Annotated in this window: 24 protein-coding genes and 1 riboswitch; of the genes, 12 read left to right on the top strand and 12 right to left on the bottom strand. The window is 71.7% G+C overall.

The genetic code is table 11. The features are described 5' to 3' along the window. Positions 1-7 precede the first annotated feature (7 nt). Positions 8-883, top strand: coding sequence for an LppU/SCO3897 family protein (locus tag LX12_RS10590; RefSeq protein ID WP_253654484.1), 876 nt, complete (start codon positions 8-10; stop codon positions 881-883). On the opposite strand, the gene LX12_RS10585 is transcribed toward LX12_RS10590, so the two are convergent. Together LX12_RS10585 and LX12_RS10580 are read right to left on the bottom strand one after the other, a co-directional pair. Beyond that, positions 875-2,545, bottom strand: coding sequence for a DNA repair helicase XPB (locus tag LX12_RS10585; protein ID WP_253654483.1), 1,671 nt, complete (start codon positions 2,543-2,545; stop codon positions 875-877). The genes LX12_RS10590 and LX12_RS10585 overlap by 9 nt on opposite strands. 62 nt (positions 2,546-2,607) lie before the next feature. Further along, complete coding sequence (locus tag LX12_RS10580; protein WP_253654482.1) at positions 2,608-5,022, bottom strand: helicase-associated domain-containing protein; 2,415 nt, start codon at positions 5,020-5,022, stop codon at positions 2,608-2,610. A gap of 42 nt (positions 5,023-5,064) precedes the next feature. Between LX12_RS10580 and LX12_RS10575 the strand changes: the two genes are divergently transcribed. The 4 genes from LX12_RS10575 to LX12_RS10560 are packed head-to-tail and all read left to right on the top strand — an operon-like array spanning position 5,065 to position 6,643. Then, complete coding sequence (locus LX12_RS10575; RefSeq protein WP_253654481.1) at positions 5,065-5,259, top strand: hypothetical protein; 195 nt, start codon at positions 5,065-5,067, stop codon at positions 5,257-5,259. Between the two features lie 58 nt (positions 5,260-5,317). After that, the gene (moaC, locus tag LX12_RS10570) at positions 5,318-5,746 is read left to right on the top strand and encodes a cyclic pyranopterin monophosphate synthase MoaC (protein ID WP_253654609.1); all 429 of its coding nucleotides are present in this window, start codon (positions 5,318-5,320) and stop codon (positions 5,744-5,746) included. Beyond that, the gene (locus LX12_RS10565; RefSeq protein ID WP_253654480.1) at positions 5,739-6,215 is read left to right on the top strand and encodes a molybdenum cofactor synthesis domain-containing protein; all 477 of its coding nucleotides are present in this window, start codon (positions 5,739-5,741) and stop codon (positions 6,213-6,215) included. Before moaC ends, LX12_RS10565 begins: the two co-directional genes overlap by 8 nt. Further along, entirely contained in the window at positions 6,212-6,643 is a 432-nt protein-coding gene (locus tag LX12_RS10560) for a molybdenum cofactor biosynthesis protein MoaE (protein WP_372504977.1), read from the top strand. The genes LX12_RS10565 and LX12_RS10560 overlap by 4 nt, the downstream gene beginning before the upstream one ends. A gap of 273 nt (positions 6,644-6,916) precedes the next feature. Here the strand turns inward: LX12_RS10560 and LX12_RS10555 are convergent, their stop codons facing one another. From LX12_RS10555 to LX12_RS10535, 5 genes are all read right to left on the bottom strand, one after another. Then, positions 6,917-7,543, bottom strand: a complete 627-nt coding sequence (locus LX12_RS10555) for a transglycosylase family protein (RefSeq protein WP_253654479.1) — start codon at positions 7,541-7,543, stop codon at positions 6,917-6,919. Positions 7,544-7,553: 10 nt separating this feature from the next. Next, a riboswitch (cyclic di-AMP (ydaO/yuaA leader) is annotated at positions 7,554-7,751 on the bottom strand. A gap of 345 nt (positions 7,752-8,096) precedes the next feature. Continuing rightward, entirely contained in the window at positions 8,097-8,363 is a 267-nt protein-coding gene (locus LX12_RS10550) for a MoaD/ThiS family protein (RefSeq protein ID WP_253654478.1), read from the bottom strand. Further along, positions 8,360-9,454, bottom strand: coding sequence for a GTP 3',8-cyclase MoaA (moaA, locus tag LX12_RS10545; RefSeq protein ID WP_253654477.1), 1,095 nt, complete (start codon positions 9,452-9,454; stop codon positions 8,360-8,362). Before moaA ends, LX12_RS10550 begins: the two co-directional genes overlap by 4 nt. Next, on the bottom strand, positions 9,451-9,984 hold the full coding sequence (locus LX12_RS10540; RefSeq protein WP_253654476.1) for a flavin reductase family protein: 534 nt from the start codon (positions 9,982-9,984) through the stop codon (positions 9,451-9,453). Before LX12_RS10540 ends, moaA begins: the two co-directional genes overlap by 4 nt. Next, positions 9,981-10,223 (bottom strand): hypothetical protein, encoded by a 243-nt coding sequence (locus tag LX12_RS10535; protein ID WP_253654475.1) that lies wholly within the window; start codon positions 10,221-10,223, stop codon positions 9,981-9,983. The genes LX12_RS10540 and LX12_RS10535 overlap by 4 nt, the downstream gene beginning before the upstream one ends. Before the next feature lie 187 nt (positions 10,224-10,410). Here LX12_RS10535 and LX12_RS10530 point away from each other — a divergent pair, with 187 nt between their 5' ends. Next, positions 10,411-10,824: a cold-shock protein gene (locus LX12_RS10530; protein WP_253654474.1), complete on the top strand. Its 414-nt coding sequence runs from the start codon at positions 10,411-10,413 to the stop codon at positions 10,822-10,824. Between the two features lie 22 nt (positions 10,825-10,846). Here LX12_RS10530 and LX12_RS10525 read toward each other — a convergent pair whose 3' ends face one another. Together LX12_RS10525 and LX12_RS10520 are read right to left on the bottom strand one after the other, a co-directional pair. Continuing rightward, positions 10,847-11,386, bottom strand: a complete 540-nt coding sequence (locus LX12_RS10525; RefSeq protein WP_253654473.1) for a DUF2771 family protein — start codon at positions 11,384-11,386, stop codon at positions 10,847-10,849. Next, positions 11,374-13,230: an MFS transporter gene (locus LX12_RS10520; protein ID WP_372504976.1), complete on the bottom strand. Its 1,857-nt coding sequence runs from the start codon at positions 13,228-13,230 to the stop codon at positions 11,374-11,376. The genes LX12_RS10525 and LX12_RS10520 overlap by 13 nt, the downstream gene beginning before the upstream one ends. A 246-nt stretch (positions 13,231-13,476) precedes the next feature. Between LX12_RS10520 and LX12_RS10515 the strand changes: the two genes are divergently transcribed. The 3 genes from LX12_RS10515 to LX12_RS10505 are packed head-to-tail and all read left to right on the top strand — an operon-like array spanning position 13,477 to position 17,638. Continuing rightward, positions 13,477-14,280 (top strand): DUF3027 domain-containing protein, encoded by an 804-nt coding sequence (locus LX12_RS10515; protein WP_425581080.1) that lies wholly within the window; start codon positions 13,477-13,479, stop codon positions 14,278-14,280. Between the two features lie 11 nt (positions 14,281-14,291). Further along, entirely contained in the window at positions 14,292-17,057 is a 2,766-nt protein-coding gene (locus LX12_RS10510) for a sacsin N-terminal ATP-binding-like domain-containing protein (protein ID WP_253654472.1), read from the top strand. Further along, complete coding sequence (locus LX12_RS10505) at positions 17,054-17,638, top strand: phosphatase PAP2 family protein (RefSeq protein WP_253654471.1); 585 nt, start codon at positions 17,054-17,056, stop codon at positions 17,636-17,638. Before LX12_RS10510 ends, LX12_RS10505 begins: the two co-directional genes overlap by 4 nt. Here LX12_RS10505 and LX12_RS10500 read toward each other — a convergent pair. Further along, on the bottom strand, positions 17,577-17,858 hold the full coding sequence (locus LX12_RS10500; protein ID WP_253654470.1) for a DUF2530 domain-containing protein: 282 nt from the start codon (positions 17,856-17,858) through the stop codon (positions 17,577-17,579). The two genes, LX12_RS10505 and LX12_RS10500, sit on opposite strands and share 62 nt — an antisense overlap. 103 nt (positions 17,859-17,961) lie before the next feature. Between LX12_RS10500 and LX12_RS10495 the strand changes: the two genes are divergently transcribed. The 3 genes from LX12_RS10495 to LX12_RS10485 all read left to right on the top strand — a co-directional run bounded on the left by LX12_RS10495 (position 17,962) and on the right by LX12_RS10485 (position 21,329). Next, on the top strand, positions 17,962-19,446 hold the full coding sequence (locus tag LX12_RS10495) for an NCS2 family permease (RefSeq protein ID WP_253654605.1): 1,485 nt from the start codon (positions 17,962-17,964) through the stop codon (positions 19,444-19,446). Positions 19,447-19,551: 105 nt separating this feature from the next. Beyond that, positions 19,552-19,983 (top strand): Rv0880 family HTH-type transcriptional regulator, encoded by a 432-nt coding sequence (locus LX12_RS10490; protein WP_253654469.1) that lies wholly within the window; start codon positions 19,552-19,554, stop codon positions 19,981-19,983. Positions 19,984-20,069: 86 nt separating this feature from the next. Then, on the top strand, positions 20,070-21,329 hold the full coding sequence (locus tag LX12_RS10485; protein WP_253654604.1) for an MFS transporter: 1,260 nt from the start codon (positions 20,070-20,072) through the stop codon (positions 21,327-21,329). Between the two features lie 123 nt (positions 21,330-21,452). Here the strand turns inward: LX12_RS10485 and LX12_RS10480 are convergent, their stop codons facing one another. Beyond that, positions 21,453-22,085, bottom strand: coding sequence for a maleylpyruvate isomerase family mycothiol-dependent enzyme (locus LX12_RS10480; protein WP_253654468.1), 633 nt, complete (start codon positions 22,083-22,085; stop codon positions 21,453-21,455). Positions 22,086-22,092: 7 nt separating this feature from the next. Further along, the gene (locus LX12_RS10475) at positions 22,093-23,316 is read right to left on the bottom strand and encodes a GNAT family N-acetyltransferase (RefSeq protein WP_253654467.1); all 1,224 of its coding nucleotides are present in this window, start codon (positions 23,314-23,316) and stop codon (positions 22,093-22,095) included. Positions 23,317-23,387: the final 71 nt, after the last annotated feature.

Here is a 23,387-nt window from a genome sequence, read left to right as displayed (position 1 = left end):
TGAAGCGATGAGCGGTCCCCAGGACGGCCCCGGCGCGCAGGGCCCCGAGAACGGCGAGTCCCCGGGATGGGGCCGCGCCCCGGATGCATCGGGCGATCAGCAGCCGACGTACCCGCAGTACGGGCAGGCCGACCCCGGGACGGCACCCCAGTACGGACAGCAGCCCCAGTACGGTCAGCAGCCGCAGTACGGCCAGCCGCCCCAGTACGGCGGGTATCCGCACCAGCCGTATCCGCAGGGTCCCCACCCCGCGTACCCCGGTCAGGGAGGTCCGCCGCCCGGAACGTATCCCGGTGCGCCGCCGTCGTTCCCGGGAGGGCCGCCGCCACCGTGGGGCGACCAGCCCCCGCGGAAGCGCCCGTGGGTGAAGTGGGTCGTCGTCGCGTCGGTCGTGTCGCTGGTACTCGTCGTCGCGGTCGTCGTCGCCGGGCTGTTCGTGCAGTCCCGCGAGATCTCCGACATCGACGACACCGCCACCGGGGAGTGCATCACCGTCTCCGGGACGAGCGACGCGGCGACGCCGCACCGGGCGAACTGTTCGTCGACCGACTTCAGCTTCTACGTCGGCCAGAAGGTCGGCGAGAACGCGCAGTGCGCCGACGATTACGCTCTGCACCTCACCCAGCGCGGCAAGGGTCGGCTCTGCCTCACCCCGAACCTGCGCGAGGGCAAGTGCTATTCGCTGCCGGGGGAGTCCGGGTCGGTCACCGACTTCGCCGAGGTCGACTGCTCCGCAACGGGTCTCGCGATCTCGAAGACCGTCATCAAGGTGCAGCAGCGCGTCGAGTCGTCGGCACCGGACGTGTGCTCGACGGGGGAGCAGCTCTCCTATCGCCGCCCGAACCCGGTGAGCTACTGCGCCGACGTCCTCACGTCAGGCTGACCCGGACCCCTCGCCGATCGCCGGCCCGAGGAGGTCGTCGGCGTCGGTGATGCGGTAGGCGTAGCCCTGCTCGGCGAGGAAGCGTTGCCGGTGGGCGGCGTAGTCGGCGTCGAGGGTGTCGCGGGAGACCACCGAGTAGAAGTGCGCCTGCCCACCGTCCTTCTTCGGGCGGAGCAGCCGACCGAGGCGCTGCGCCTCCTCCTGCCGGGACCCGAACGTGCCCGACACCTGCACCGCGACCGAGGCCTCGGGCAGGTCGATGGAGAAGTTCGCGACCTTGCTGACGACCAGGGTCGAGATCTCGCCCGCGCGGAATCGGTCGAAGAGGACCTCGCGGTCCTTGTTCTTCGTCGACCCCTGGATCACCGGGGCGTCGAGCGCCTGACCGAGTTCCTCGAGCTGGTCGATGTAGGCGCCGATGATCAGCGTCGGCGAGCCCTGGTGGCGGGCCAGGATCGACTTCACGACGTTGACCTTCGTGTGCGCGGTGGAGCAGAGCTTGTACTTCTCCTCCGCCTCGGCCACCGCGTACTGCAGGCGCTCGTTGTCGGTGAGGGTGACCCGGACCTCGATGCAGTCGGCGGGGGCGATCCAGCCCTGGTTCTCGATGTCCTTCCACGGCGCGTCGTAGCGCTTGGGTCCGATCAGGCTGAACACGTCGCCCTCGCGCCCGTCCTCGCGGACCAGCGTCGCGGTGAGCCCCAGCCGACGTCGCGACTGCAGGTCGGCGGTCATCCGGAACACCGGCGCGGGCAGCAGGTGCACCTCGTCGTAGATGATCAGACCCCAGTCACGGGAGTCGAACAGTTCCAGGTTGCGGTACTCGCCCTTCGACTTCCGCGTCATCACCTGGTACGTCGCGATGGTGACGGGGCGGATCTCCTTGCGCTCGCCGGAGTACTCGCCGATCTCCTCCTCGGTCAGCGACGTGCGGGCGATGAGCTCGCGCTTCCACTGTCGTCCGGCGACGGTGTTGGTGACCATGATGAGCGTCGTCGCACCGGCCTTGGCCATCGCGGCCGCGCCGACCATCGTCTTGCCCGCACCGCAGGGGAGCACGACGACGCCGGATCCGCCCTCCCAGAACGAGTCCGCGGCGAGCTGCTGGTAGTCGCGCAGCTCCCAGTCGTCCTGGACGAGCTCGATCGGGTGCGCCTCACCGTCGACGTAGCCGGCGAGATCCTCGGCGGGCCAGCCGATCTTGAGCAGCAGCTGCTTGATGTGCCCGCGCTCGGACGGGTGGACGATGATCGTGTCGTCGTCGATCCGTGCGCCGAGCATGGGGGCGATCTTCTTGTTGCGCATCACCTCCTCGAGCACCGCGCGGTCGAGGGAGACCAGCGTGAGTCCGTGCGCCGGGTTCTTCACCAGCTGGAGGCGGCCGAAGCGGCCCATCGTGTCGACGATGTCCATCAACAACGGCTGGGGCACGGCGTAGCGCGAGTGGGACACCAGGGCGTCGACCACCTGCTCGGCGTCGTGGCCCGCGGCGCGGGCGTTCCACAGTGCCAGCGGCGTCACGCGGTAGGTGTGGACGTGTTCGGGTGCACGCTCGAGTTCGGCGAACGGGGCGATCGCGGCGCGGGCCTCCGCGGCCTGCGGGTGGTCCACCTCGAGCAGGAGGGTCTTGTCGGACTGGACGATCAACGGGCCATCGGTCACCCATCCATTGTCCACACGAGGACGACGCCACCCCGTCCGGCGCGGATCGTCGCAGCTCAGAACTAGTTCTCGAGCAGCTCCACCGAGGTGATGCGGTGCAACGAGTAGCGCTCGCCGGGGTCGTCGCCGTCGGTGGGGCCGGTGACGAGCTGACCGGCGCCGACCGAGGAGGGCACGACGACGTGTCTGCTCGCGGAGCCGTGGGCGTCGACGTAGCCGATGCGCACGCGGCGTCCGGTGCGCACCGCGAGCGCCAGCAGCGCCGTCGCCGACTCCCCGCTGCCCGCGCTCACCGCCGCCTTTCCCCGCGCGGGTGTGGCCGACTCCGCGGCGTCGTGCGACCGCATGCGCTCGACCACCGCCGCGAGACGGTCGGGCCCGATCTGACCGGGACGACGGGTCGGTGCCCGTCGGGGTCCACGACCGCCGGGCAGGCGGATGCCGTGGTCACGCATGTCGACGAGCGCGCCGCGGGAGTCCTCACCGGCCGGCGCGAACCCGGCCTCACGCAACTCGTCGAGCACCTGGCGCAGGGGTGCCTGCGACACCGCGACCGTGGGCGCCAGCGCCCGCAGCGCCAGCGACTCCGACACGGGCGCTGCGAGCACCGCGGCGAGCGTCGTCGCGTCCTCGCACCGCACGAACGACGACGCCACCCCGACCCGGAGCTGGCCGTGCCGCCGGGCGACGTCGGCGACGAGGTACTCCAACGACTGCGGCACCGGCGTGCGGGAGTGCGCGGCGACGAACCCGGTGATCTCGGTGCCCGTCCGCCCGGTGTCGAGGGCGCGGCGTACGGAGTCCTCGGTGACGCGGTACACCGATGCGGCGCCGCCGGATTCGAGGTCGGCCAACGCCGACAGCTCGGTCGCGAGCTCGGGTGTCAGCGGGCCCGGCACGGTGATGGTGAGGTCGGCCTGGGTGAGGAAGAAGTCGATGGGTTCGGGCAGCGCGGCCACCATCGCGAGGCGCAGGGTCTTGTCGACGTCGGACTCCGGCGCGGTCGGACGCGGGTCCCGGTCGACGGTGATGTCGAGCAGCGCCCGTCCGACCGACGACAGCGCACCGCGGGACACGACGCCGACCATGCGCGCCTCGTCGAGGGTCGCCTCCACCGAGCGCCGGTGCAGTCGGCGCTGCCACCGCGGGTGTCGCCACGCCAACAGTTCCATCAGGGAGTCGATGTCGACCGACGTGCCCGGGTCGGCGGATGCCATCGCGGCCACGATCATCCGCCGTTCGAGCGGGGCGGCGACGTCGTGGAGATCGCCCGCCAACGCGGGTGTGGGGGAGCCCTCGGAACCGGGTTCGCCGATCAGCCACGCGCGCCGCGGCATGGTCCACCACGCCTCGAGCGCGGTCTGCCATCGCTTCTCGGCCGGCTGGTGTGACCAGGTGTCCACCGCGACGGTCGGGGCCCAGACCGCCTCGCCGACGCCGACGGGCGGATCGGGGAACCCGTTGTCCACCAGACGTGCCGCGACGGCGACCTCGACGACGAAGGCGAGCAGCGTCGTGTCCAGCCCGGTGGCCTTGGCGACGCGTCGCAGCTCCCGGACACCCAGCCCGCCCGAGCGCAGCACCGCCGCCGGGGTCGTCCCGAGGACGTCGAGCGTGTCCGCGAGGTGGCGCAGCAGCTCGAGCGCCTCGCCACCTGCCGCCGCGTCGACGTCCTTGATCCCGGAACGTCGGCCGCTCGTGGCGGCCGGGCCACCGGCAGCCTCCAGCACGGGTTCGCGGAGGTCGTGCGGTCCGCGGGTGCGCTCGCCCCGGACGAGCGCCCCGACCACCGGCGCCAGCTCGACGGTCTGGTCGTCGACGCGGGTGATGAGGTCGAGCGCGAGCAGTCGGGGGACGGGCCGGGAGGGGTCGGCGCCGGGCGCGGCGTCGCGGGTCCGCCCGAGCGGCGACCCCTGGGCGAGGGTGTCGAGGAGTTCGCGTTCCCGTTCGCCGAGACCGTCGATGCGGGCGCGCAACGCGTCGGTGTCGAGCTCGGCCAGGGGGCCGGTCAGGTGCAGACCCCGCCCCGGGAGCGCGGCGGGAGCGTGGGCGGCGGTCCGGATGGCGTCGTCGGGGCCCCAGATCAGCGCGCGGTCGCGGAGGGTCTCGATGCGGGCGGTGATGTCGGCGTCGTCGGCCCGTCCTGCGAGGGCGTCGCGGACGTCGTCGGCGCTGGTGGTGCCGGCGCCGGGTGCCTCGTCGGCGCGACGGCCCGCAGCCGCCGAACACAGCCGGATCACCTGCTCGAGGACGGCGACACCGAGGAGGTCGAGGTCGTCGGCGACGAGGTTGATCGACGGCGCGGCCAGCGCCCGCTGCGCGAGGACGGCCGTCCCCGCCGGTGGCGGACTCGCCAGATCGGGGCGGGCCGCGAGCAGGGCGACGAGCGCGTCGTCGGGGCGGGCGGCGAGATCCTCGGCCAGGGTGCCGGGTGCGGACGCCGTGGCGGTGCGCCGCGCACGCTCGGACGAGGTCATCTCATCGATGATAGGGAGGGGGCCGCATGGCAGAATGAGCCCGTGGCCGAGAAGAGCAGCAAGAAGCGGTACGTCGACAACGGGTGGCCCCAGAGCGACGAGGGCGATCACGAGCACGCGGTGTCGGAGTTCGCCGCCTCGATCTCCGGTGCGCTCTCGCCGTTCGGTGACACCGAGTTCCCGCTCCCGGTCGACCAGCTGCCGTACACGCACGCCAAGACCACGGTCAACCGCTGACCTCGTGACCGATCCGGCCCGTCGGCTGTCGCACGTCGACGCCGACGGCGCCGCCCGCATGGTGGACGTCGGCGGCAAGCCCGTCACCGATCGTGTCGCCGTCGCGGCCGGCACGTTCCAGACCACCCCCGAGGTGGTCGCGGCGATCGCCGACGGGTCCGTCGCCAAGGGCGACGTCCTCGCGACAGCCCGCATCGCAGCGATCATGGGCGCCAAGCACACGCCCGATCTGATCCCGCTCTGCCACCAGGTGGCGCTGTCGTCGGTCACCGTCGATCTCCGCGTCGGCGACGCCTCCGTCGAGGTGGTCGCGACCGCGGCCACCGCCGACCGCACCGGCGTCGAGATGGAGGCGCTGACCGCCGTCGCGGTCGCCGGACTCACGTTGCACGACATGGTGAAAGCCCTCGACCCGCGCGCCAGCATGACCGACATCCGCCTCGTCGAGAAGACCGGGGGCAAGCACGGGCGGTGGACGCGTGACTGAGCGTTCGGCACACGTCGTCGTCGCATCGACCCGCGCCGCATCCGGTACGTACCCCGACCGGACCGGTCCGCTCATCGAGGCGTGGCTGACCGAGCGTGGTTTCTCCGTCCGCGTGGACGTCGTGGCCGACGGGGACGAGGTCGGACGATCGCTGCGGCGTGCCCTCGAGGCCGGTGCGACTCTCGTACTCACCACCGGGGGGACCGGACTGACGCCCACCGACGTGACCCCCGAACAGACCCGACCGGTGCTGGACCGTGAGATCCCCGGACTGGCCGACGCCGTTCGCGCGGCCGGCTCCGACGCTGTGCCGACGGCGATGCTCTCGCGCGGGGTCGCCGGGATCGCCGGGACCACCCTCGTCGTGAACCTGCCGGGGTCGACGGGCGGCGTCCGCGACGGGCTGGCGGTGCTCGAGCCCGTCCTCGACCACGCGCTCGACCAGATCCGCGGCGGGGACCACCGGTGAGCGGTGCCCGCGTGGCGCGGACCGTCGTCACCGAGGCCGTGCTCGACCCCGACGAACACCAACGGCTCGTCGCCGACGACGCCGCGGGCGCCGTCGTCTGTTTCACCGGCGCCGTGCGCGACCACGACAGCGCGCGGTCGGTGCGGGCACTGCACTACACGGCCCACCCGAGCGCCGAGCAGGTCCTGGCCGACGTCGTCGGCGGGATCGCGGCGGAGGTCGAGGGTGTACGGGCGATCGCGGTGTCGCATCGCGTCGGCGATCTGGCGATCGGTGACGTGGCGTTCCTCGTGGCGGTCGCGGCCGACCACCGTAGCGCGGCGTTCGAGACGTGCTCCCGCGTCGTCGACGACGTCAAGGCTGCGCTGCCCGTCTGGAAGCACCAACACTTCGCCGACGGCACCGACGAATGGGTCGGGTCGGCCTGACCCCTCACCCGTCGACTGAGCGGTTACAGACGTCGACTGGGCGATTCCGGACGTTGGTTGGGCGGATGACGACACTCGACGTCCGATTCCGCCCACTCGACGTCTGGAAACGCCCACTCGACGTGTTAACCCGCCCACTCGACGTCCGGAAACGCCCACTCGACGGGCGAGAACGGGCCTGAGAGGCCCCGGGAATGGAAAAGGACCCCGCACGGACCTGAGGTCTCGTGCGGGGCCCTTCGTCTGTGAGGCCCTACCGGATCACCGTGATGATCACTGGAAGGGGATCAGTCCCTTGTTCTGGTTGAACAGGGCGATCTGGTCGGCGGAGAGGTTCAGGCCGCTCTTCTTGGCCTGCTCCCACAGCCCGACGATCGCGGGGTCGATCTTGCCCTTGGCCTGGGCGTTCTCGACGATCTCGTCGACCTGCTTCTTCACGTCGTCGGTCGTCTTGGCGGCCTGGTCCTTCACGTCCTGGACCGAGGGCAGCTGCGGCGCCTTCGGCAGATCAGTCGGAGCGGTGCGCGGGGTCGGCGCGCCGAGGCCGGTGCCGCAGACGGGCCATGCGCCCTTGCCCTGGCCGGCGAGCACGCGCTCGGCGACGGTGATCTGCTGCTCCTTGGTGGCCTGGTTGGCGGTCGGCGCGAACTCCGTGCCGCCGTGGCCGGCCCAGGTGCTCGGGCTGAACTGCAGGCCGCCCTGGTAGCCGTTGCCGGTGTTGATGGCCCAGTTGCCGCCCGACTCACACTGCGCGACCTGGTTCCACTGCGCGTCGGTGGCAGCGGAGGCGGAGCCGACACCGAAGAACGCGCTCGCGCCCCCGCCGATGACGGCGGAGGTGAGGACGACCTTGGCGGCGGTGCGGGTGGCGGAGGACTGCTTGCGATGACGTCCGGACATAGGTGTTCGTGTTTCCTCTCCCCACGCGCCTGCGAGGTGAGCTGTCGGGTTCGGGCTGAGAGGTTGCCCGGCTCCGCGTCGCGGAGCTTCACCCCAAGGGATCCGGATGTCTGTCCGGCCCGATCCTCGTCGACCCCGTTCACCGTCTGGTGTCCGTCGACGAGGTGGGTCCCCCGTCCTCGTTCCTGAAGTCTGGTCTGACGTGGTCCTGTCCGTGGAACGAGGTTCGGCGCGGTGAACAGGACCTGGCTTGGTGGTGACCACTGCTGTGGCCGCCTCGGACGCTACGTGGTCGAGCGCGTCGAGTCATACCTTCGGACGACGAACGATCGGGCCTGTCGGGGCCGTGTTTCGGCGAGGTGACGGCGTCGATGCTGGTGAGCGGGCCGATACCCGACCCGTGTCCGATCCGTGACCGCGCCGTTATGTGAAGAACCTCACAGTTCTCGCGACACGCTGCGGGAAGAAAAGTCGGGTGCTCCACGGGCGAGCGTCTGTGACGCTGTGCCGCACACGAATTCGCAGATCGGGCCAGTCGGACCCGGAGCCGGCCTCAGCCGCCCGCGAACGGGGGCAGCACCTCGATGAGGGACGCCTCCGCCAGCGGGGCCTCGTGGTCCCGGACGACCACGGAATCACGCAGGAACGAGCTGCGGTCGAGGACGCGGGCCAACCCCGGGCGGGCGTGGCCGAGCCGGTCGCGCAACTGGGTCAGGGTCGTCGACGGCTCGATCTCGACGACCTCGGAGTGCAGCCCGGCCGCGGCCTCCGCCGCCGCGAAGTAGCGCACCTCCACCCGGCGCCGCGTCGAGCCGGTCATCCGCCGATCGCCGACATGGGGCGGTCGGGCTGCAGGAACGACGGGTCGTCGATGGCGTGGCCCGGCAGTTTCCCCCACGACGCGACCCGCCACGCGCGGGCGACCGCCTCGTCGTCGGCGCCGTCGCGCAGCAGCGCGCGCAGATCGGTCTCCGTGGTCGAGAACAGGCACGTCCGCACCTGGCCGTCGGCGGTCAGTCGGGTGCGGTCACAGTCGCCGCAGAACGGACGCGTCACCGACGCGATGATGCCGACGCGCGCCGGGACCTCCCTGCCCTCACGGTCGAGGGCGGTGTGACCGCCGACGAGCCACGTCTGCGCCGGCGCGGCTCCTCGCGGACGGGGGTCGGGGAGCAGCTCGACGTCGCGGGCGAGGCGTTCGTGCACCTGGGCCGCGGTGATCATCCGGGTGCGCGACCAGGCGTGGTCGGCGTCGAGCGGCATCTGTTCGATGATCCGCAGCGAGTAGCCGTTCTCGAGGCACATGCGCAGGAGCGCAGGCGCGTCCTCGAGACCGCCGTCGGGATCGAGGACGGCGTTGACCTTCACCGGGCGCAGACCGGCCTCGTGCGCGGCGGCCAGGCCGTCGAGCACATCGTGCAGTCGGTCGCGCCGGGTGATCGCGGCGAACCGCTCACGGTCGACGGTGTCGAGGGAGACGTTGACGCGGGACAGTCCGGCGTCGGCGAGAGCGCGGGCGTGCCGTCGCAGCGACAGCCCGTTCGTCGTGATGGACACCTCGGGCGCGTCCGGCAGGGCACGGACCGCGCCGACGATGTCGACGAGGTCGCGGCGCAGCAGCGGCTCGCCACCGGTGAACCGCACCGACGTGACCCCGAACTCGCCGACGGCGATGCGGATCAGCCGGATCATCTCCGACGCGGAGAGGAGGTCGTCGGCGGGCAGCCAGTCGAGGCCGTCGGCGGGCATGCAGTAGGTGCAGCGGAGATTGCACCGGTCGGTCACCGACACCCGGAGATCACGGGTGACGCGGCCGTGGGTGTCGACCATGGGTCCGGCCGTCGGCATGCCCGTGATGTCGGGCTGTCGGGGCGGCCCCGCGACGGGCATCCCCAGGCCGATGGTGGTCATCCCCCCAGCGTAGACGTCTCCGAACGGGCTTCGAGGGCGCGGAAGGTGCTGGCGTGGAACACGAGGGGCTCCACCGACGGGTCCGCGTCGAGCGTGTCGATGCGCAGGAGGACCAGCACGTGGTCGCCCGCGGGCACCTCGTTGTAGACGGTGCAGTCGAGGACGGCCGCCGCCCCGGGGACGAAGACCGAACCGGTGTCGGCGACGAGCGGGTCGAACCCGTCGAAGCGGTGCGCGGCCGGGCCGGCGAGACGTGTGCACAGCGCCTCCTGGTCGGCGGCGAAGACGCTCAGGCCCAGGCTGGGCGCCGACCGCAGCCGCGGCCACGTCGACGACGTGTGCTGGACGCACAGCGACACCAGCGCCGGCTCCAGCGAGACCGTCGCGAACGAGCTCGCCGCCATCCCGACGGGGGCGCCGTCGATCTTCGCGCAGACACCGACGACCCCGGACGGGAAACAGCTGTAGGCGCGGCGGAGGGCCTTGCCGTCGGTGGCCGGTTGCAACGTCTCGACGGCGTGGAAGGTCATCGGGTCCCCCGGCTGTCGTCGTCGTGCAGGCCGGGACGGCGACGCCCCGACCGCAGTGCGAACACGATCGCGAGCACGAACCCGATCGGCAGCCCGAGGGTCAGTGCGTACACCCACACGGGGGCGCGGACACCGTCGTCGAGGGCGGGCACCGCGAACATCGTGATCGTGGCGACCAGGCCGATCGCGAAGACGGCGAGGGCGACGTGCAGGAGCCGGTCGCTCGGCTGTTCTCGCATGGTCAAACGGTAGACCGGCGGCCGGTGGACCGGCCATCCGCGGGGTCGCGCGACGCCGTGACGAGTGCGGACTTTCCGACGGTGCGCGGTAGAATGGGACATCGATGCGTCCTCCGAGGGGCTTCCACCCCGTCCGGTGGGCGCATTCGTCATGGAGCGACATCCGACAAGAGTTGAAGGTGACACGGTGCCGACCGGCAAGGTGAAGTGGTACGACGCGGAGAAGGGCTTCGGCTTCCTCTCGCAGGACGAGGGTGAGGACGTCTACGTCCGGTCCAGCGCGCTGCCCGGTGGTGTGGAGTCCCTCAAGCCCGGCCAGCGCGTCGAGTTCGGCATGGCCGCCGGCCGACGGGGACCCCAGGCCCTGTCGGTGACCGTGCTCGACCCCGCGCCGAGTGTCGCGAAGAACCACCGTGAGGCGGCCCGCGAGGCCGCCAAGCGCCACACCCCCGACGAGCTGCACGGCATGGTCGCCGACCTCATCACGCTCCTCGAGGCGAAGGTCCAGCCCGACCTGCGCAAGGGCCGCTACCCCGACCGCAAGACCGCGCAGCGCATCTCGGAGGTCGTCCGCGCGGTCGCGCGCGAACTCGACCACTGAGTCGCGCGACGTCGCAGGCCGTCTAGGACGCGCCTGCGGGGACCTTCGTGCCCGGCGGCAGGGTGCTGATCGACCAGAAGGCGCGGGTGATCGGCGCGCCGGAGGTGTCGACGCGGCTCGACGGCAGCCGCACCTCGACGGTGCTGAGGACTGCGTCGGGCGTGGAGCGCGCGGTGAAGGAGAACTTCTCGTTCGGCGCGAAGAACTGCGGGGGGCGCTGCTCGAAACCGCGCGGGGTCAGGTACTCGAGGGTGAGCACCCAGGGCGCCGACGCGATCTCTTTGCTCACCGACACCAGGACGCTCTGTCCGGCCGGGACGGGCAGCTTCTTGGCGAACGTGCCCGGCTCGCCCTGCTCGCAGTCGGAGAGGTCGATGCCGCAGAAGATCGTCGGCTCGACGGTGACCAGGCGCTTGCCGGTGGTGGCCTGCACGTAGGGCTTCTCGTCGAACCCGTCGCGGGTGAGCAGGTAGACCGACCCGACGACGACGAGCGCCGCGACCAGGATCACCGCCGCCGCGATCAGCCCGAACTTCTTCTCGCCTCGCGTCAGCGAGCCCACGTGCTCTCCTCCCGTCCGCCGTGCGTGCCCATCGGGATGCCCCCGGTCGGCATGGCCTGGTCGGGACGACGGCCGCCGAGTCCGGGGACCAGCGTCGCCCCGCGGTCGGTGACGATCGTCTGCACGGCTCCGATCGCCATGATGACCGAGACGACGGTGAACCCGATCCACAGGGTCGGCGGCAGCAGCACACCGAGCGCGGCGCCGAGCACCCAGCACAGCTGCAGCACCGACTCCGACCGCCCGAACGCCGAGGCGCGCGACTCGTCGGGGAGGTCGTTCTGGATCGACGAGTCGAGGCAGACCTTGCCGATCGCGCTGGTGCCCGACGCGACGAGCGCGGCGAGCGCCGCGAGGACGATCGACCCGAACACCGCGGCCAGCACACACACGGCGAGGCTCGCCGCCGTCGACGCGACGACGATCCGCTGCGGATTGCGCAGTTCGAGGCGGGTACCGGCGGCGTTGCCGACGAAGTTGCCGATGCCGGCGGCCGCACCGACCGACCCGATCAGCGCGAGCTGGACCCAGCCGGAGTGGTTGCCCTGGTTCGACTTCGCGTAGAACGCGATGTACAGCGTGAGGAAGCCGGTGAGCACACGGATGGTCCCGTTGCCCCAGAGCCCGGTCAGGACATGGCGTCCCAGCGGTTGGCGCATGGTCGCGGCGAGTGCCGCCGGGGTGAACGACTTGCGGCGCGGCTCGGGTGCGGGCGGTTCGCCGTGGTAGGTCAGCGTCGTCGGGATCTCGCCCGCGGTCGACTCCACCCAGGAAGGGATGCGCATGCACGCGTACGACGCGACCGCGGCGAGGATCAGCAGCAGCACGAACGCGCCCGGGAGGTGCAGGGGCAGAACGCGTCCCAGCGCCGTCTCGAACAGCGCAGCCAGCGCGCCGCCGATGACGGTGCCCGCCACGAGCCCCCACGTCGTCAGCCGTGAGTTGACCCGGACCAGATCGATGGACGGCGGCAGGACGCGCGGGGTGACCGCCGACTTGAGGACGCCGAACGACTTCGACAGGACCAGCAGCCCCAGCGCGCTGGGGTAGAGGACCCACGGGTCGTAGGTCAGCTGGTTCGAGGCCGGGTCCCACCCGGAGTTGGCCATGATCAGCAGGGCGAGCAGGGCGCGCAGTCCGAACGTGGTCGCCATCGCGATGCGACGTCCCCGCTGCAGCTTGTCGAGCATGGGCCCGATCAGGGGCGCGATCAACGCGAACGGGGCGATGGTCAACGCCAGGTAGAGCGCCACCTTGCCCTTGCTCTCCGCGCTGGCGGCGGCGAAGAACAGCGTGTTGGCCAGGGCGACCGTCATCGCCGCGTCGACCGCGTAGTTGAGGACGACGGGCAGGGTCAGCGCGGTGAGTCCCGACCGGTCGGCGCCGTCGGCGGTCGCCGCGGCGCGCACCCGCCCGACACCCTTCGACGTCAGCTGGCGACCGCGGAACGCGGCCACGCGCGTCACGGTCAGCTTGCGGGGCATGGCGCGGCCGTCGGGACCGAACGGACCGGGCGGCGCGGCCTCGTGCTCCCGCTCGTCGTCCACACGAGGAGCGTCGATCGGGTCGAGGTGGGGGTTGCGGGTCGGGGGCGGCCGGTACGCGTCGGCCTTCGACGGGCCGCGGCGTGGTGGGCCCGGGGGCGGTTGCGGCCGACCACCACGACGCGGTTGGGCCTCTCGTCCCTCGTCGACGGGGTAGTTCACGGCGCCGGGGTGTTCCTCGGGGCGGCGCGGCGCACCGGGCATCCGGCGGGTGGCGTCACCGCGGCGTTCACGCGGATCCAACCGCGAGCGCCGGGGTGCGTCCGCGCGTCGGTCGCCAGGCCGGTTCATCGGGTCCATTCTTCCCTATGCCGCGACGGCGTCGCACGGTGCCACGCGGCGTGACGACCAGGCCGCGCCTGCACCCGCAGCGGCGCCACGAGGTGCGGATACGGCAGACTGGAGGGCGTGGACACCGACGTGACCGACGCCGATTCGCAGACGACCCCGCCCGCCGACGAGCCGTCGGACGCCTCTCCGACATCCGCGCCGGAGACGACGGCCGACGTCGCGGACGCCGCTCCCGTCGCCGACGAACGGCCCGCGATCGACCCCGAGGTCCGCGCACGCCTGGAGGCCACCGTCTCCGCCGCCGTGGACGTCGCGCGCGACGCCGCCGTCGCCGTCGGTGAGACCTCGGTGGGTGAGCACCTCGACGCGGTCGTCGAGGGCGAATGCACCGTCACCCACTACTTCTCCGCCGATCTGCCGGGCTACCGCGGGTGGGTCTGGTGTGTGGTGCTCGCGACGTGCCCGGCCGACGACGCCGACGGTGAGCCCGTCGTGACGGTCAGCGAGGTCGCGCTGCTGCCCGGCGGCGATGCCCTCACCGCACCGGACTGGGTGCCGTGGTCGGAGCGGATCGCGCCCGGCGATCTCGGACCCGGCGACACGCTCGCCGCGCCACCCGAGGACCCCCGTCTGGTCCCCAACCACGTCGACGCGGCCGAGCTCGAGTCGACCGGACTGCTCGACGAGGCCACCGACATCCACCTCGCGCTCGGACTGGGCCGCCGTCGTGTGCTGAGCCGCGAAGGACGCGACGAGGCCGCCGACCGCTGGTACACCGGCGATCACGGACCCGACAGCGAGATGGCGGCCGCGACCCGTTTCTCGTGCGGTACATGCGGTTTCTACCTGCCGCTGGCCGGCTCGTTGCGGGTGGCGTTCGGGGTCTGCGCGAACGAGTACGCCGCCGACGGGCACGTCGTGTCCGCGGAGTACGGCTGCGGCGCACACTCCGACGCCGTCGCACCGTCGGGTGAGGGCTCGCCCGCCTACGAAGCCTACGACGACGGCGCCATCGAGGTCGTCGCCCCCGACGCCGTCGCCACCGACAGCCGCAGCTGATCTTGTCGGCGGTGACGCCCGACGACCCGTTCGACACCGCGTCGCTCCGCGCGACGGTGCTCGCGGCGTGGGCCGCCTCGCCCACCCGCCTGGCCGAGGACGCCGCCGCCGAGGACGACCTCGCGCGCATCGGCTACCGCGACCGTGTCGTCACCGAACTCGCCGCCAACGCCGCCGACGCCGCGACCATCGCCGGATCGCCGGGGCGACTGGACATCCGCCTCCGCGACGACGGCACGGTGAGCGTCGCCAACACCGGTGAACCGCTCACCGCCGCCGGCGTGCGATCGCTGGCCGCGCTGCGGGTCTCGGCGAAGGCCGGTGACGCGACCGTCGGACGGTTCGGCGTCGGGTTCAGCGCCGTCGCCGCGGTCGCCGACGAGGTCGCCGTCCGGTCGCGCGACGGGGGAGTGCTGTTCTCGCGTGCGCGCACCGCCGACGCTCTGGCCGCCGACGGCATCGCCGACCCGGTCGTCCGGGCGCCGCTGCTGCGACTGGCCTGGCCCGATCCGACGCCGCCCAGGGACGGATTCGACACCGAGGTGGTGCTGACGCCGCGGTCCGACGCCGACGCGCTCGTGGCCGCCGCCGCCGAGCAGGCCCCGATGCTGCTGGTCGAGCTCCTCGCTCTGGAGTCGATCACCGTGCAGGGCACAGCCGTTCGGCGCACGGTCGAGACCATCGACGACCCCGCCCACGACGAGCTCACCGTCGGCGACCGGTCGTGGGTCCAGATCACGACGCGTGGTTCACGGTGGCTCATGCCCGGGACCACAGCCACGCCGCGACCCCTGGAACTGGAACGTCTGCACGCACCCACGGTCACCGACGTGGAACTGACGGTGCCCGCCCTGTGTGTCGCCGATGTCGCCCTGACGCCGGACCGGCGCACGCTCGACCCGTCGGCGGAGATCGGTTCCGTCGCACTCGGATACCACCGGCTCGCTCTCGCGCTGGACCCCGCGGTGCGACTCGCGGCCGTCCCGACCCCGACCATCCCGGCCGGTCCGGTCGACGCGGGCCTGCGCGCCGCCGTCGTCGCCGACCTGACCTCCGGGCCGTGGCTGCCCACCGCGTCCGGTGACGTCGTCGCACCCGAGCGTGCCGTGGTCGTCCCCGGCGCCCCGGCCGCCCTCATCGACCTGCTCGCCGACATCGTCGACGGTGTCCTCGACGCCCGTGTCGGCCACCCGAGCCTGGGCGATCAGGCCGCGCTGTCGCTGCTGCGGTCCGTCGGCGTGACGGAGTTGTCGTGGGATGCGCTGTGCGACACGCTCACCGGCACCGATCGCCCGCCGACGTGGTGGCGCGACCTGTACGAGGCGCTGACGCCGGTCGTCGTCGACGACCGCGTGCGCGAGGCGATCGCGACCGTCCCCGTCCCGCGCGCCGACGGGCGGATGGCGGTCGGGGCGCGAGGGCTCGTCGTCGTGGACGCACCGACGCCCGAGGTGGCCGCCGCGCTCGGCGAGGTCGAGATCTCCTGGATCGCCACCGTGCACCCCGACGCCGACCACCCGCTGCTCGACCGCCTCGGGGCCCGACGGGTCTCGGTGGCCGAGGTCCTCGACGACCCGGCGCTGCAGGCCGTCCTGGAGGACGGCGACCCCGACGACGCTGTCGTCCAGGCGGTCCTGACTCTCGTCGCCGCCGATACCGACGCACCGACCCCGCCGTGGCTCGGTGGTCTGCCACTGCCCGACGGCGACGGGGAGGACCGTCCCGCCGACGAACTCCTCCTCCCCGACAGCCCGCTGCGGGGTGTGCTCGTCGACGACTCGCCGTTCGGCGTCGTCGCCGACGCCTGCGTCGACCGGTGGGGGCCGGATGTGCTGCGGCGCATCGGCGTCGGCTGGGGGTTCACCGTCGTCACCGACGAGATGCCCGTCGGTCCCGACCACGACCTGCCCGACGAGGACCTCTGGTGGGACACGCGTGCCGACGAGCCGCAGCGGGTCGTCGCCGTCCGCGATCTCGACCTCGTCGACCCGGACCGATGGCGGGAGGCGCTGTCGCTGCTCGCCGCGCAGTCCGACTGTCGGGACGCCATGGCCGATCCCGACGGGTACACCGCCTGGTGGCTGAGACGGTTCGCCCGGCTCGACGGGGTGCCCCTCGGCCATCTGCGCGCACCCGACGACACCACGTTCACCGGTCTCCTGGACGTCGCCGACCACCCCGACGCCGCTGCCGTCGCGACCGCGTTCGCGGGCACGGAGATCACGACGACCGACCTCGCCGCGCTCGTCGTGGATCGTCTCGGCGACCCCGCCCGCCCCGTCACGCCGGGGGTGGCCGCCGCCGCGCACGCCGCGCTGGTCCGCGCGCACCGACGAGGTGATCTGGACCTGGACCGGCTCGACCCGCCCGACCGTGTGCGCGCGGTCACCGGCGGCGCCACCACCGACGGTGTCGTGGTGGACCTGCCCTGGCTGCTGCCCGCGGTGGGTGCGGCCGACGCCGTCGTCCTCACCCCGCCCGTCACCGCCGACGCCGCTCGGGACCTCGCCACGGTGCTCGACCTCCCGACCGCGTCGGAAGCCCTGCGTGTGACCCCGACCGAACCCGGCGTGCCGTCCACGTGGTCGGACGACCCCGCGTCCCTGGCGTTCGCGGTGGCTCGCGGGATCGGGCTCCCGTCCGGCGAGGTGCGCCTGCACGACGTGCTGCGCCTCGACGTCGAGCGCGACGGTGTGCGCCGGACCGTCGAGGTCGACTGGTGGGTCGACGACGCCGGGATCCACCACCTCACACGCGACGACGGGACCCGACGATGACCCCAGGCCTCGACCGCGACGTCACCGAGTGGGTCGCCGACCACCGCGTCGACTGGCTGACGTCGGTCTTCCGGGTGATCACGACGGTGGGCAACACGGCAGCGATGACGCTGATCGCGGTGGTGGCGACGGTGGTCCTGTGGCGACGTCACCGGGCGCTCGCCCTGACCGTCCTGCTGGGGTCGGCGACCGGCTGGCTGCTGATGCAGGCACTGAAGTACGGGGTCGCCCGCCCGCGACCGCCGGAGCGGTTCCGCGTGCTCGCCATCGACACGTACTCGTTCCCGTCGGGCCACGCGATGATGTCGGCGATCGTGCTGGGACTCGTGGCGGTCGCGGCATGGCGGACGTCGACGTGGGTGCGGGCCCACGCGGCGGTCCTCGCTGTCGCACCCGTCGCGTCGGCCCTGATCGGTGCCAGCCGTGTCTATCTCGGCGTCCACTGGACCACCGACGTCGTCGCGGGATGGGTCATCGGCGCGCTGTGGGTCGTGATGGCGCTCGCGGTGGGGGGAGCGGTCAGTCGAGGCCGCGCTGCGCGGCGCGGTCGCCCCGCCGACTCGAGCGACGCTGCAGCGTGAAGATCGTCGTGCCGAAGAGGCCGACCGCCAGCCCGACGAGGCAGCTGACGAGAGTCGAGGTGGAGCCGATCCCGGCCGCGGCCACGACGATGGTAGCGACCAGCCAGCAGGCCATCCCGACGTAGACGACGTTCGCCGGTTCGGCCAGCCAGTGCGGCAGACGGGGCAGGTCGTCCGGGCCGGGTGGGCCGGAGGGCTGCGGACCGTCGTTCGTGCTCACGACGGCCAGCGTAAGGTCCCCCGCGACGGGTGGACAACGTCCGCCCCCGGGTGGCCTCCTCCGCGGAGGCGAGGAGGTAGGCGTGTCGGAGGAGCTCGACAAGCTGGCGACGACCACGGACGAGACCCCCACCGAGACACCCCACGGTGTCCGCGGCCGGGTGGACCGCTATTTCCAGATCACCGAACGCAGTTCGTCGTTCGGGCAGGAGGTCCGCGGCGGCCTCGTCACATTCTTCACGATGGCCTATATCGTGGTGCTCAACCCGATCATCATCGGTGGAGTCGCCGGCAGCGAGCGCAACGCCGACGTCCTCGGCAACGTCCTGCCGATCGCCGCGGTCGCGGCCGTGACCGCGCTCGTCGCGGGCATCATGTCGATCCTGTTCGGGGCCATCGCCAACTACCCGTTCGCCATCGCGACCGGGCTCGGCATCAACAGCCTCCTCGCCGTGAGCATCGCCCCCCAGGTCACCTGGCCCGAGGCGATGGGCCTCGTCGTCATCGACGGCATCATCATCGTGCTGCTCGCGGTGACCGGTCTGCGGACGCGGGTGTTCACCGCCATCCCGACCGAGCTGAAGGCGTCGATCGCGGCGGGCATCGGCTGCTTCATCGCGTTCATCGGCCTCGTCGACGCCGGCTTCGTCACCCGCGTCCCCGACGCCGCGGGCACGACCGTCCCGGTGGGGTTGGGCAACGGCAACTCGATCACCACCCTGCCGACGCTGATCTTCGTGCTCGGCGTCCTCATCATGGGCGTGCTCGTGGTCCGCAAGGTCCGCGGCGGACTGCTCATCGGCATCGTCGTCACCACGATCATCGCGGTGATCGTGCAGGCGTTCGCCGACCTGCCCGCGTCCGGCAACGGGAAGTCGGGCTGGAGCCTGAACATCCCGGAGTGGCCGAAGGCCGTGGGCGATCTGCCCGACCTCTCGCTCGTCGGCGACGTCGACCTGTTCGGTGCGTTCGTGCGGATCGGTGTGCTGTCGGCGTCGGTGTTCGTCTTCACCCTCGTGCTGTCGAACTTCTTCGACGCCATGGGCACGATGACCGGTCTCGGCCGGGAGGCAGGTCTGGCCGACAAGGACGGCAACCTCCCGAACATCGGCCGGGCACTCGCGGTCGAGGGCGCCGGCGCCATCGTCGGCGGCGCCGCGTCATCGTCGTCGAACACCGTCTTCGTCGAGTCCGCGTCCGGCATCGCGGAGGGAGCGCGGACCGGTCTGGCGAACATCGTCACCGGCGTGCTGTTCCTCGTCGCGATGTTCTTCACGCCGCTGTACTCGATCGTCCCGCTGGAGGCGGCGGCGCCGGCGCTGGTGGTGGTGGGCGCGTTGATGATCGCCCAGATCCGGCACATCGACCTCACCCGGTTCGAGGTAGCGCTGCCGTGCTTCCTCACCATCGTCGTCATGCCGTTCACCTACTCGATCGCCAACGGCATCGGCGTCGGGTTCATCAGCTGGGTGGTGCTCGCGACGGCACGCGGGAAGGTCCGCTCGGTCCACCCGCTGCTGTGGGTGGTCGCCGTCCTGTTCGTCCTGTATTTCGCGAAAGGCCCGATCGAGTCGCTGATCGACTCCTGACCTGTCATCCGTGCGAGGGACACGCCGCGACGCGCCGCCGCGACCGGCGTGTTCGCATCGGTAGTTCGTCGTGCATTCCAGTTGCGGTGTCCTATTGTTGAGCCCGTGAGTGGGAAAGACGACAATCTGGCCAGTGACCTGTCGTTGGCAGTCGTTCGCCTGGCCAGGCACCTGCGCGGACGCCGCGCGACGTCGACCGTGTCGCTGACCCAGCTCTCCGCTCTGAACACGCTGTCGCAACAGGGACCTATGACGCCCGGTGCCATGGCCGCGCAGGAGCGCGTGCAGCCGCCGTCGATGACCCGCGTCATCGCCTCCCTCGCCGACCTCGGCATGGTGAAGCGCGACCCGCACCCCACCGACGGCCGCCAGATCATCGTCACCCTGTCGGACCTGGGGCAGAAGGTCATCGCCGACGAGACCCACGCCCGCGAGGCGTGGCTTCGCGGTCAGCTCGCGAAGCTCGGCGACGAGGAGCAGGCGACCCTGCGCAGCGCCGTCGAGATCATGTCCGGGATCGTCGCCGGCGACGACTGATCCGTCCGCTTCGGCGGATGTGCGCGGAAGGGTTGCGACCCTTCTGATTAGTGGCGGTTACCATCGATCAAGTGCCGCTGCCCACCATGTTCTCGTCCCTCGGGGTACGGAACTACCGTCTGTGGGCCGGCGGGCAGGTCGTATCGCTGGTCGGGACGTGGATGCAGCGGATCGCCCAGGACTGGCTGGTTCTGCACTTGTCCGGCAACAGTGGCGTCGCCATCGGGATCGTGATGGCCCTGCAATTCGGCCCGACGGCCGTGCTGTCCATGCCCGCGGGCGCCCTCGCTGACCGCTTCGACAAGCGGAAGCTGCTGATGCTGACCCAGATCGGCATGGCCGCGTGCGCGCTGATCCTCGGTGTCACCGACACACTCGGCGTCGCGACGCTCGGTCAGGTCTACGCGCTGTCCCTGGCGCTCGGTTGCATCTCGGCGGTCGACGCCCCGATCCGCCAGTCCTTCACCGTCGAGATGGTCGGACCCGAGCACCTGCCGAACGCGGTCGCGCTCAACTCGATGACGTTCAACACCGCCCGCATCATCGGGCCGGCGATCGCCGGGGTGCTCATCACGGCGATCGGCACCGGGCCGGTGTTCCTGGTCAACACGGCGACGTTCGTCGCGGTGCTGACCGGTCTGCTGATGATGCGGACCGGGGAACTCCACCGCAGCGAGAGGGCCCGTGGCCGGAGCTCGGTGGTCGAGGGACTGCGCTACATCCGGGCCCGACCGCACCTCGTCGCCCTGTTCACCACCGTCTTCTTCGTGTCGACGTTCGGGCTCAACTTCCCGCTGTCGCTGGCGCTGCTGACGAAGAACACCTTCGCCGGATCCGCCGGTGGGTACGGGCTGCTGTCGACGGTGCTGGCGGTGGGGACACTCGCCGGGGCGACCATGGCGGCGCGGCGCAAGCGCCCCGCACGGGTGCGGCAGTTGATGATCGCGGCCATCGCGTTCGGTGTCCTCGAGGTGGTCGCGGGACTGATGCCGACGTTCGCGCTCGTCGCCGTCGTCCTGATCCCCGTGGGCGCCGCGCAGCTCACCTTCAGTACGGCGGCGATGAACATCGTCCAGCTGTCGGTGGACTCGTCGATGCGCGGACGGGTGATGGGCGTGTACATGCTCGCGTTCCTCGGCGGGACGCCGCTGGGCAGCCCGCTGCTCGGCTGGCTGGCCCAGGTCACCGACCCCCGCGCGCCGCTCGTCGTGGGTGGAGCGATCAGCGCGGTCTCGGCGGTGGCGGCGGCCGCGGTCTTCGGTGCGGCTGCACAGAGAAGGGTCCGGGCGACAGACGACGCGGTGACGACGCCGGACGCGACCGCCGAGGTCGGCGTCACGCGCTGATCAGCTGCGTTCCCGCGCCGCCGAGCGTGCACCAGATCCCGCCGACTGTGCGGTGGGTCCCGCCGACCGTGCGGTGGATCCCGCCGACCGTGCCAAAAATCGCCTGCGCCGTGGTGAATCCGGTCAGTGGAGGGCGGTGCGAACGACGCCGACGCCGTCACCCGACAGCTCGTCGAGGACGACGGGACGTCGGGTGAGGGCGAGCATCACGGCCTCGGCGGTGCCGGACACCGTCGCTCCCGTCCCCGACTCCCAGCCGATGTCCTCGGCGACCCACCGGATCGGCAGGCGCAGCGGAGCGAACCCGCGGCGCGAGGCGGGGGAGGTCAGGAAGTCGAGCGCGGCGCGCTGCCGGTCGGGGTCGAACGACCGCGCGAGTCCGAGCGGACGACGGATGTCCTGACCGTGGATCAGCAGATCGGTGAGGGGTGCGATCGGACCGCCGCCGGGCGGCGTGAACCGGTGATCGGCGTTGGCGCGCAGCATCTGTGGGAGCCGGGCGCCGTACTTGGCGACGACGCGGTCGGTCAGCGCCATGTTCGACCTCGCGAAGTTCCCCCGCGCCCGGAGCACGAGCCAGAGGACCTCGGGGATGCCGGTGACGGTGGGCCCGAGGAGATGCGCCGCGACGCCCCGGACATCCCACGCACCGCACAGCGACTGCGTCGCCCACTGCCGGTCGTCGAGCCCGTCGAGGACATCGGCGAGCACACGGCGCTCGTCGGCGATCGCGGCGAAGATCTGTGCGTCGTCCATCGCGCTCCTAGAAGAACGTGCCGGAGAACGGCTTCCGATCCGTGAGGAAGGCCTGGTCCAATTCGCACAGTGTGGCGTGGTCCGACGCCCACAGCCGGTTGGCGGCCGCGAACTCCGTTGCGCGGTAGCCGCCGAGGTAGATGCTCGACAGCACCGACACGTCCATCCGCACCGTCGCCGGGTCGTCGGTGACCGAGACCGTCGCGACACCGTCGCGGACCGTGAACGCGAAACGCCCGCCGTTGCCGCGGAACCGGTCGGTGATCTCGAGCACGGCGTCGACGTCCTCGGAGTACGTGCGCGCCTCGAGGGCCGCGGGGATGTCGATGATGCGCAACCACATCGAGTCCGACAGCGCCGTCATCTTCGGCGCCCGCAGGTTGGTCAGCTTCATCGGCAGCGGATCGTCGACGGGCATGGAGACGTGGATCGTCGGGATGAGGTCGAGCCCGAGCAGGACCCGCCACAGATCCGTGTGGGCGGCGTCGGTCACGGCGAAGAACTCGGACACGTTCGCCGAGGCCTTCCCGCCCTCGTGGCTGATCCGGTAGCTGGCGTAGCCGTCGGGGTGCACGAGATAGTGCAGCGCACTCTGCCCGTCGCGCAACATCTCCCGGTCGGCGAAGATCATGTTCCACCACACCCGTGACCGCACGATCGCGCCCGGGTTCATCGACGCCCAGCGGTCGTGCAGGTCGGGGACGAGTTCACGGACCTGCTCGGCGGTCGCGAACCGCACCGGCGTCCAGGCCGGCGGCGGCTCCCGGAGCTCCGCCTTCGACAGGTCGATCTCGGCTTTCTGCTCGAAACACGCGGGCCCGTAACCGAACCGCTCGTAGATCGTGGCCTCGCTGGCGGTGAGGATGGAGAAGACCGACTTCTCCCGCTCCCACTGGTCGAACAGCTCGGTGATCATCCGCCGCAGGATGCCGCGGCGACGGTGTGTCGCCGCCACCGACACCCACGACAGCCCCGGCAGGTCGACGCGCGCGCCGCCCGGCAGCGTCAGCGTCATGCGATAGAACATCGCGACACCGGCGAGCACGGGACCCACCGGACCGGACTCGTCGTAGACCACCACCACGTCGCCGTCGCGCAGCTTGCTGCGGATGTCCGCCTCGGCCTCGGCGTCGAGGGGGTGGATGAACGCGAACGCGCGCGCGTCGGCCGCGATGATCGCCGGCCAGTCGTCGTCGGTGGCCCGCCGCAGGACGAGTTCGGAGTCGGTCACCGTCACAACCTATCGGGTGTGACGAAGACGTCCCGGTACCGCTGCTGACCACGCGGAATGGTCGGACGCCC

The organism is Williamsia serinedens, assembly GCF_024171725.1.
Taxonomy (GTDB): domain Bacteria; phylum Actinomycetota; class Actinomycetes; order Mycobacteriales; family Mycobacteriaceae; genus Williamsia_A; species Williamsia_A serinedens.
Note: the sequence above shows the minus strand (reverse complement) of the source record. Positions and strands in the feature narration are given on the sequence as shown.